The organism is Pantoea conspicua, assembly GCF_002095315.1.
In the GTDB taxonomy this organism is placed as follows: Bacteria; Pseudomonadota; Gammaproteobacteria; order Enterobacterales; family Enterobacteriaceae; genus Pantoea; species Pantoea conspicua.
The window spans coordinates 71,384-79,600 of sequence record NZ_MLFN01000013.1 but is presented as its reverse complement, the minus strand read 5'-3'; the positions used below and the strand labels follow the sequence as shown (position 1 = coordinate 79,600).

General features: G+C 54.8%; 10 protein-coding genes, 1 other RNA gene and 1 pseudogene. 5 read left to right on the top strand and 7 right to left on the bottom strand.

Annotation, left to right across the window (positions count from 1 at the left end):
- Positions 1-109 precede the first annotated feature (109 nt).
- The 3 genes from HA41_RS07275 to HA41_RS07265 are packed head-to-tail and all read right to left on the bottom strand — an operon-like array spanning position 110 to position 2,508.
- Positions 110-988 (bottom strand): metal ABC transporter substrate-binding protein, encoded by an 879-nt coding sequence (locus HA41_RS07275; RefSeq protein ID WP_094120207.1) that lies wholly within the window; start codon positions 986-988, stop codon positions 110-112.
- Between the two features lie 15 nt (positions 989-1,003).
- The gene (locus HA41_RS07270) at positions 1,004-1,843 is read right to left on the bottom strand and encodes a metal ABC transporter permease (protein WP_094120206.1); all 840 of its coding nucleotides are present in this window, start codon (positions 1,841-1,843) and stop codon (positions 1,004-1,006) included.
- Positions 1,840-2,508 carry a metal ABC transporter ATP-binding protein gene (locus tag HA41_RS07265; RefSeq protein ID WP_094120205.1) on the bottom strand — a complete coding sequence of 223 codons (669 nt, stop codon included), beginning with the start codon at positions 2,506-2,508 and terminating at the stop codon, positions 1,840-1,842. The genes HA41_RS07270 and HA41_RS07265 overlap by 4 nt, the downstream gene beginning before the upstream one ends.
- Before the next feature lie 350 nt (positions 2,509-2,858).
- On the opposite strand from HA41_RS07265, the pseudogene HA41_RS07260 reads away from it, so the two are divergent.
- The 3 genes and pseudogenes from HA41_RS07260 to HA41_RS07250 all read left to right on the top strand — a co-directional run bounded on the left by HA41_RS07260 (position 2,859) and on the right by HA41_RS07250 (position 3,977).
- Positions 2,859-3,211 (top strand): annotated as a pseudogene (locus tag HA41_RS07260) (hypothetical protein).
- A gap of 147 nt (positions 3,212-3,358) precedes the next feature.
- Positions 3,359-3,736: an Hha toxicity modulator TomB gene (gene tomB / locus HA41_RS07255; RefSeq protein ID WP_031374658.1), complete on the top strand. Its 378-nt coding sequence runs from the start codon at positions 3,359-3,361 to the stop codon at positions 3,734-3,736.
- Positions 3,737-3,761: 25 nt separating this feature from the next.
- Entirely contained in the window at positions 3,762-3,977 is a 216-nt protein-coding gene (locus HA41_RS07250) for an HHA domain-containing protein (RefSeq protein ID WP_031374659.1), read from the top strand.
- 140 nt (positions 3,978-4,117) lie between these two features.
- On the opposite strand, the gene ffs is transcribed toward HA41_RS07250, so the two are convergent.
- Positions 4,118-4,214, bottom strand: an RNA gene (gene ffs, locus HA41_RS07245) — signal recognition particle sRNA small type.
- Positions 4,215-4,390: 176 nt separating this feature from the next.
- Between ffs and HA41_RS07240 the strand changes: the two genes are divergently transcribed.
- Positions 4,391-4,702 (top strand): MGMT family protein, encoded by a 312-nt coding sequence (locus HA41_RS07240; RefSeq protein ID WP_094120204.1) that lies wholly within the window; start codon positions 4,391-4,393, stop codon positions 4,700-4,702.
- Positions 4,703-4,738: 36 nt separating this feature from the next.
- Here HA41_RS07240 and HA41_RS07235 read toward each other — a convergent pair whose 3' ends face one another.
- Entirely contained in the window at positions 4,739-5,296 is a 558-nt protein-coding gene (locus tag HA41_RS07235; protein WP_094120203.1) for a YbaY family lipoprotein, read from the bottom strand.
- 189 nt (positions 5,297-5,485) lie between these two features.
- Here HA41_RS07235 and tesB point away from each other — a divergent pair, with 189 nt between their 5' ends.
- Complete coding sequence (gene tesB, locus HA41_RS07230) at positions 5,486-6,349, top strand: acyl-CoA thioesterase II (protein ID WP_094120202.1); 864 nt, start codon at positions 5,486-5,488, stop codon at positions 6,347-6,349.
- A 47-nt stretch (positions 6,350-6,396) separates the two neighbouring features.
- On the opposite strand, the gene amtB is transcribed toward tesB, so the two are convergent.
- Both amtB and glnK read right to left on the bottom strand, forming a co-directional pair.
- Positions 6,397-7,683 carry an ammonium transporter AmtB gene (amtB, locus tag HA41_RS07225; RefSeq protein WP_069727946.1) on the bottom strand — a complete coding sequence of 429 codons (1,287 nt, stop codon included), beginning with the start codon at positions 7,681-7,683 and terminating at the stop codon, positions 6,397-6,399.
- Positions 7,684-7,716: 33 nt separating this feature from the next.
- On the bottom strand, positions 7,717-8,055 hold the full coding sequence (glnK, locus tag HA41_RS07220; RefSeq protein WP_003850469.1) for a P-II family nitrogen regulator: 339 nt from the start codon (positions 8,053-8,055) through the stop codon (positions 7,717-7,719).
- Positions 8,056-8,217: the final 162 nt, after the last annotated feature.

The window sequence follows — 8,217 nt, the reverse complement described above, 5'->3', positions numbered from 1 at the left end:
CGCTCAGGCCCGCCTGCCCAGACAAAAAGCTGCCACGTTTGACCGTGACAGCTTTTGCAAATTTAACCTTCACTGTCGAGCATTACGCCAGGTGCGGGATTTTCTATGACTATTGCATACTTTTCAGCATTGCATCTACGTTGTGTCTGAATGCCGCTTCATAGGTCGGTGCCGGACCGGTCGCCGATGACAACGCCTCCGGATAAAGCTCCCCGCCTGGCTGGGCACCGGTAGCACTGGCAATTTGCTTCACCAGTCGCGGGTCGGTCTGGTTCTCAATAAAGTAACGCTGAATATGCTGCTGTTTCAGCTGTGAGATCAGGCTGCCTACCTCACTGGCGCTGGCTTCCGACTCGGTGGAGAAACCGACCGGTGCCAGGAAGGTGACGCCGTATCGCTGGCCAAAATAGCCAAACGCATCGTGGCTGGTCAGCACTTTGCGTCGTTCGGCGGGCACCCGGTCAAAAGCCGTTTTCGCCCAGCTGTCCAGCGCCTGCAACTGCTGAATGTAGGTCTCACCACGCTGACGAATCTGCGCAGCATCCTCCGGGTCAGCCTTGACCAGCGCATCCATCACGTTGGTGGCGTAAATCACGCCGTTCTGCATGCTGTTCCAGGCATGGGGATCGGTGATGGTTTTCCCCTCATCCTCCATGCTGCGCGTGGTGATGCCGGTGGAGGCCACCACCGGCCGCCCGCGATAGCCTGATGCGCTAACCAGCCGGTCCATCCACCCTTCGAGCCCTAAACCGCTGACAAACACCAGATCGGCTTTCGCCAGCGCCTGACTGTCCTGCGGCGTCGGTTCGAAGGTATGCGGATCGCCATCCGGTCCGACCAGGCTTTTAACCTTCACATGATCACCACCGACCTGTTTCACGATGTCTGCCAGCACGGTAAAACTGGCTACCACATCCACCGTTTTTGCCATAGCCAATGGCGCGGTAAACAGCGCGGCGAGCGCCAGACTAACCGGTAATTTCTTCATAGCTACCCCTTACGTTTAATGGCGGCGCAAAATGCCACCGCACGGCCCTGTCAAAATCGAGAGAAAAAACAGCATGGCGGCGCTCAGCACCACGGCGGGCCCGGCCGGCAGCGAAAAGTGCCAGGAGAGTATCAGCCCCACCAGCGCCGAGATCACCGCCATCAGAATGGCTATCGCCAGCATCGCAGCGAGATGGCGGCTCCAGAATCGGGCACTGGCGGCGGGCAACATCATTAATCCCACCGACATCAACGTGCCGAGCACCTGAAAACCTGCCACCAGGTTCAGCACCACCAGCATCAGAAACAGACCATGTACCAGCGGCGCACTCCATTTGCCCTGCGCCCGCAGGAAGTCACTGTCAAAAGCATCAATCACCAGTGGGCGATAGAGTATCGCCAGCAGGATCAGGGTGAAGGCGGCGATACCGCCGACCAGCAGCAGCGCGCCGTTATCCACCGCCAGCAGCGATCCGAACAGGACGTGCAGCAGATCCACGCTTGAACCGCGCAGTGAAACCAGCGTGACGCCAAGCGCCAGCGATCCCAGATAAAAACCGGCGAAGCTGGCATCCTCTTTCAAAGGTGTATAACGGCTCACCGCGCCGGAGAGCAGCGCCACCGCCAGGCCGGCAATCAGCCCCCCGATCCCCATCGCCACCAGCGAAAGGCCGGAGATCAGGTAACCGATGGCGGCACCGGGCAATACGGCATGGGATAGCGCATCGCCAATCAGGCTCATGCGACGTAGCGAGAGGAATACACCCAGCGGGGTCGCGCTGACCGCCAGTGCGATACAGGCCACCAGCGCACGACGCATAAAACCAAATTCGATAAAGGGCTGAATCAACGTCACGGCGCCACCTTCTGCAACGCTGAATTGGCGACAAGCGTCTGGCTGAAGGTACCGTCATCCATCGACAGCACCTCCCTGAAGTAGCGCGCGACCAGAGGACGATCGTGCAGCACCACCAGCAAGGTGGTGCCCGCCTGCTGCTGTTGCTCCAGGATCGACATCAGTAAAGTCACGGTCTGGCTGTCAATGCCGTTAAAAGGTTCATCCAGCAACCACAGCCGGCTACGTTGCAGCATAAGTCGGGCAAACAGCACGCGTTGCAGCTGCCCTCCGGATAAGGTAACCGGCTGCGCATCGGCATACTCTTCCATCTGCACCGCCTCCAGCGCCTGCCAGATCTCGCGACGCAATGCCCGATTAATGCCGCCAAACCAGCCACAGCGCGGCCAGCAGCCGATCGAAACCAGTTCATACACCGTCAGGGGAAAACGGGTTTCCAGTTCGCTACGCTGAGGCAGCCAGCCGGTATCGCGTCGGGTAACCTGTAGCTGGCACTGCCCTTTTACTGGCGGTAACAACCTGGCAATGGTCTTTAACAGCGTTGACTTGCCGCTGCCGTTAGCCCCGACCAGCGCGGTCATGCTACCTGGCGCAAGCCAACCGGTAATTTCAGGTGTCACTCCCCGCCCCTGATAACCCGCCTGCAGTGCATTAAACGTAATCATCCGCTGATTCCCCACCACATTGCCGCCGTCAGTAAGGCGATAAAAAACATCGCTACCGCCAGTCGTCCACCCAGTGACATCAAAAGTCCACTCTGCCGCATCATTTCACCAAAATGTTATAACATAACAACTATAATATCTGATGTTGTTCTCCGGTGACCTGGCCAATGTGTATCAAAAAATTAAATTTCATCTGACGACGCCACGGTCCCGATGCAGGCAGAGTCGCTATGACGCCGGAATCAACGGTCAGCAAATGACAGAAATTGTCAATTTCACTCGCGGCTGGCTTGCAAAGCTGTTGCAGAAAACCAATGATAGGTTTATCAACTGTTATTAACGGATGAGTTATGCTGTTAAGAATTGAATGTGATATTGCGCAGGACGAGAAGGACTGCCCAAAAATAGCCGCGATTATTCAGCGGAATATTCTCAAAATATCGGATGAACTGGCAGGCGATTTACGCTGGTATTCACAAGAAGCGCGGTTAGTTCCAGGTAGTATGAAAATTATTTCTGTTGAAAAGCAGCCCCTAATAGTTTTAAGTTACTTTACGATTTTGAGTGGAATTTATTTAGTCCCTGCCTGGATCTAAATGAAACTGTTAGCCAGTCAGAACGGGTTACCTTTCATATTGAGCCCGGTGCGCTTGTGTTTGATGTGATCCACAACTCGCGTCCCTCTCCCGCCGATGAATTGTAATATTTAGTAATGGAGGTGAGCAGAGCTAATGGTTTTACACTATATTTGACGAATCCCGTTTAGTAACTGCCTGATAAATCGCTTCCTGGCCGCTTTATCCTATATCGCCGCCGCGCGGCAACTGTGCTAGCTATGGAGGGGAAAAAGATGGACGAATACTCACCGAAACGGCATGATATTGCCCAGCTTAAATACCTGTGTGAGAGTCTGTTTGACGAGAGCATGGCAACATTAACGGATAGCCATCACGGCTGGGTTAATGATCCCACTTCTGAAAGCAATTTACAGCTCAATGATCTGATCGAGCATATCGCCTCTTTCACCATGAATTACAAAATTAAGCACGTTGAAGATGAAGCGCTGATTTCGCAAATCGATGAATATCTTGATGATACCTTTATGTTGTTCAGCAACTATGGTGTCAATACTCAGGATCTGCAACGGTGGCAACGTTCAGCTAAACGCTTATTTAACCTGTTCACTGAAGAGTGCGCTTTTCTCCAGCAACCGAGCCATTCATTATAAGTACTGACGTGAGAACGGTTTATTTATGAACAAAAACCTGACTAAAACGGATTATTTGATGCGACTGCGTCGTTGTCGCTCAATCGATACCCTTGAAAGGGTCATTGAAAAAAACAAGTATGAATTACCTGAAGATGAGTTAGCGGTATTTTACTCAGCGGCCGATCATCGCCTGGCTGAACTGACGATGAACAAGCTTTACGATAAAGTCCCAGGTTCGGTGTGGAAATTTGTGCGTTAATTTGCACAACCCTTTCGTTTGATTGCCTCATCCTAAGCATTTAATCCTCTCGCCTGCCGGCAATGGATCGGCCTCAGGCGAGTTTCGCCTGTCTGGAATCTGATAAGGGATAGGTTATGGGGGAGATGAAAGTGGTGGGGCCCTGCCAGCTACATCCCGGCACACGCGTCACCTGCTGCGGCTGCTTCCTTCCGGATCTGACCGAGTTCACAAGCTAGCATTGCGGGAGAACCAACAGGGCCCCCATTGACAAGCCCTCATTTCGAGAGCGCAGGCATTATCGGGGAAGGCCCTGGCAATTGCAAGCGCAGTCGGGACGACCGTTGATTTCTTGCACAATCCACAGTTTGCCGCGCTCCGCTGGCGTTTCACATGATAAAGTTGACGCCCTTTTTTCCAGACGGGATAAGCAGATGGATCACCCTGACAGTTTTCAGCAACGCATCTGGCAAATTGTTGCCGCGATTCCTGCGGGCCAGGTAGCGACCTATGGTGATGTCGCGCTGCTGGCTGGCTCTCCACGTGCCGCCCGTCAGGTCGGCGGTGTGCTGAGCCGCCTGCCGCAGGGCAGCACCCTGCCCTGGCATCGGGTGGTTAACCGGCATGGGGCGATCTCACTTCAGGGGGACGGACTGTTTCGTCAGCGCGATGCGCTGGAGGCGGAAGGTGTGGTGGTGAGTGATGATGGTCGCATCGATCTTGAGGCTTATCGCTGGCGCTTTTAAGCCTGAAAAGGGGCGACAGCGTCGCCCCGCATAAAATTACAGGCTGGTCGGTGCCGGCACAGAAGCGGACGGCGTCACCTGAGTCGGTGACGTTGACGGTACGGTGGTCGCGGCGCCGGGCTGGGTTGGCATCGCCATTGACGGTACCGGTACCAGCAGCAGTTCAGCTTTAGTGCCGCCCTGGTTAATGACCGGTTTCACGCCTTCGGTAATAAAGGCCAGTTTGCCATCAATTGAGATAGCGGCGCTCAGCAGAATACGCGCGTTTGGCTGAATATCGGCTGGATTAAACGGCAGCACGAACTGGAATGGCGCCTGTTTACCTTCCGTGCGCACCACGCGCTGCGACAAGACTTTCGATGGCGCATCCGACACAGACGCGTCAGAGAGCGTCACGGTAAGTACCGCATCTGGCGGCAGCGCAATACGCTGTCGGATATAGACCGAACCGCTGACGTTAGGCTGCGCTATCGCCGCCTGCTGTCCTGCCACGGCCGATCCCAACGTTGGTGTTGGTACCGGTTTACTCTTGTCGGCGCATCCTGCAACAGCAACCGCCATAACTACCCCACTGAACACATGCCAGAGTTTCATTGATGTCGTCTCCTTTTGATCAAAATGATTTCGGCAGCGAATCCTGCGTACAGCGCTTCACTCGCCGTATGTGCTTAATACTGGCACAAAATCGGGATTTTGCCTGGCCACGCTAAAGTGGAAAGTCTGATTGACGTGAACTGGTCGGATCTTTCACACTGAGCCGGTCACTATATTGAGGAATGCGCCATGAGCCAGGCACTGCAAAATCTGCTGAATTTATTAAATCTGGAAAAGCTGGAAGAGGGTTTGTATCGCGGTCAGAGTGAAGATCTCGGGCTGCGTCAGGTATTTGGCGGTCAGGTAGTCGGACAGGCGCTGTATGCGGCCAAGCAGACAGTCGCGGAAGATCGCATCATCCACTCATTTCACAGCTATTTCCTGCGGCCCGGCGATAGCCAGAAAGCGATTATTTATGATGTTGAAACCCTGCGTGACGGCAAGAGCTTCAGCGCCCGTCGCGTCAGCGCGATACAGAATGGCCAGCCGATTTTTTATATGACCGCCTCGTTCCAGGCACCAGAAAGCGGCTTTGAACATCAGAATGCGATGCCCGACGTGGCCGGTCCTGAAAATCTGCTCTCCGAGCAGGTGATGGCGCAGAAAATGGCACATCTGCTGCCGGAAAAACTGCGGGAGAAATTTATCGCCGAACGGCCACTGGAGATTCGCCCGGTGCAACTGCACAACCCGCTCAAGGGGCACGTTGATAAACCTGAACGTCAGGTCTGGATCCGTGCCAACGGCGTATTACCGGACGATCTGCGTATCCATCAGTACCTGCTGGGCTATGCCTCTGACCTCAATTTTCTGCCGGTGGCGCTGCAGCCGCACGGCAAGGGTTTTCTGGAAGCGGATATGCAGGTGGCGACCATCGACCACTCAATGTGGTTCCACCGTCCGTTCGATTTCAGCGAATGGCTGCTCTATAGCGTGGTCAGCACCTCTGCCTCGGGCGCGCGCGGTTTTGTGCGGGGCGAGTTTTATAATCAGCAAGGCGTGCTGGTGGCCTCGACGGTACAGGAAGGGGTGATGCGTCAGCGCAGCGAATAAAAAAAGGGGCGATTGCTCGCCCCTGATTTGCTATTTAATACTCAAGGTTATTGGTTATAAGCATTTTCGCCGTGGCTGTTGACGTCCAGACCTTCACGCTCATGCTCTTCCGGCACGCGCAGTCCCACAATCATATCCGCCAGCTTGAAGCCAATGAAGGCGACGACGCCAGACCAGACGATGGTCAGGCCGACGCTGAACAGCTGCACCCATACCTGATGGCCCATGGTCACGCCTTCTGCGTAGCCCACACCGCCCAGCGAAGAAGAAGCAAAGACGCCAGTCAGGATACAGCCTACGATGCCGCAGACGCCATGCACGCCGAACACATCGCAAGGATCGTCCACCCGCAGCCATTTTTTCAGGGTGGTGACGCCCCACAGACCGGCCAGTCCACCAACCAGACCAATGATCAGTGCCCCGCCGACACCCACGTAACCACAGGCTGGGGTGATGGCGACCAGGCCAGCGATGAAGCCGGAACAGGCGCCCAGCAGTGAAGGTTTACCGCGCACGGCCCACTCACCGAAGGTCCATGACAGCACCGCGCCCGCAGTGGCGACAACGGTGTTCAGGAAGGCCAGCGCTGCAATTTCGTTAGCCGCTGAGGCAGAACCGGCATTGAAACCAAACCAGCCGACATAAAGGATGGCGGTACCGGTGAAGACCATTGGCAGGTTATGCGGTTTAAACGCTTCTTTGCCGAAACCAGCACGTTTACCCACCAGATAAGCACCGACCAGCCCCGCCACTGCGGCATTGATATGCACCACGGTGCCACCAGCGAAGTCCAGCGCGCCATCCTGAGCCAGGAAGCCGCCCGCCCACACCATGTGTGCGATAGGGAGATAAGCCAGGGTCAGCCAGACGCCGACAAAAATCAGCACCGCAGAGAAGCGGATACGTTCGGCGATAGCACCGACAATCAGGCCGACGGTGATACAGGCAAATGACGCCTGGAAGGCAACGTGGATATACTGGTAGAAGCTGCCCATTACCGCGGTCAGCTGAATATTTTTCAGCATCGCCCAGCCAAAGCCACCAAAGAAGGCGTTACCTTCGCTGAAGGCCAGTGAATAGCCATAAACCATCCATAATACGCACACCAGCGAGAAGGTGACCGCCACCTGAGTCAGCATCGACAGGACGTTCTTGCCGCGAATCAAACCGCCGTAAAACAGCGCAATTCCTGGAATCGACATAAACAGCACCAGCGCGGTGCAAATCATCATAAATGCGTTATCAGCCTTGTCCGCAACGGCAGGTGCAGCCATCGCGAGCGATGGTAACAGTGCCAGGCTGGTGAGGCCCAACTTAGCGAAAACTTTATTCATTTTTATCCATCCCATCACAGTACTGAGTCTTGATTACAGAGCGGCTTCGTCGGTCTCGCCGGTACGAATACGGATGACGCGCTGAAGTTCAGCCACGAAAATTTTACCGTCGCCAATTTTGCCGGTGTAAGCCGCTTTACTGATGACATCCACCACTTCGTCTAACTGGTCGTCGGCAATTGCGATATCAATTTTGACCTTAGGCAGGAAGTTCACGCTGTACTCTGCGCCACGGTAAAGCTCCGCATGGCCTTTCTGGCGACCAAACCCTTTTACTTCGGAGACGGTCAGCCCCTGAATGCCGATAGAGGATAAGGCTTCACGCACATCCTCCAGCTTGAATGGCTTAATTACGACGGTAACCAGCTTCATTGGATCCCCTCCAGCGATTAAATGAGTGAGTCTCACAGACACGCAGAGAGTTAAGCAAAGCCTGTGCCACAAATAAAAAAACAGCGGAATCAATCATTGAGGCGAGACGGGGCAAGGCGTGTTTTAGCCAGGATCGGTGAGGAGAGGAGGGAATGAGCGCGC

Bases quoted from the DNA above. Each gene is read 5' to 3' on its own strand.
- HA41_RS07275 (WP_094120207.1), bottom strand. From the start codon at position 988: ATGAAGAAATTACCGGTTAGTCTGGCGCTCGCCGCGCTGTTTACCGCG.
- HA41_RS07265 (WP_094120205.1), bottom strand. From the start codon at position 2,508: ATGATTACGTTTAATGCACTGCAGGCGGGTTATCAGGGGCGGGGAGTG.
- tomB (WP_031374658.1), top strand. From the start codon at position 3,359: ATGGACGAATACTCACCGAAACGGCATGATATTGCCCAGCTTAAATAC.
- HA41_RS07250 (WP_031374659.1), top strand. From the start codon at position 3,762: ATGAACAAAAACCTGACTAAAACGGATTATTTGATGCGACTGCGTCGT.
- HA41_RS07240 (WP_094120204.1), top strand. From the start codon at position 4,391: ATGGATCACCCTGACAGTTTTCAGCAACGCATCTGGCAAATTGTTGCC.
- HA41_RS07235 (WP_094120203.1), bottom strand. From the start codon at position 5,296: ATGAAACTCTGGCATGTGTTCAGTGGGGTAGTTATGGCGGTTGCTGTT.
- tesB (WP_094120202.1), top strand. From the start codon at position 5,486: ATGAGCCAGGCACTGCAAAATCTGCTGAATTTATTAAATCTGGAAAAG.
- amtB (WP_069727946.1), bottom strand. From the start codon at position 7,683: ATGAATAAAGTTTTCGCTAAGTTGGGCCTCACCAGCCTGGCACTGTTA.
- glnK (WP_003850469.1), bottom strand. From the start codon at position 8,055: ATGAAGCTGGTTACCGTCGTAATTAAGCCATTCAAGCTGGAGGATGTG.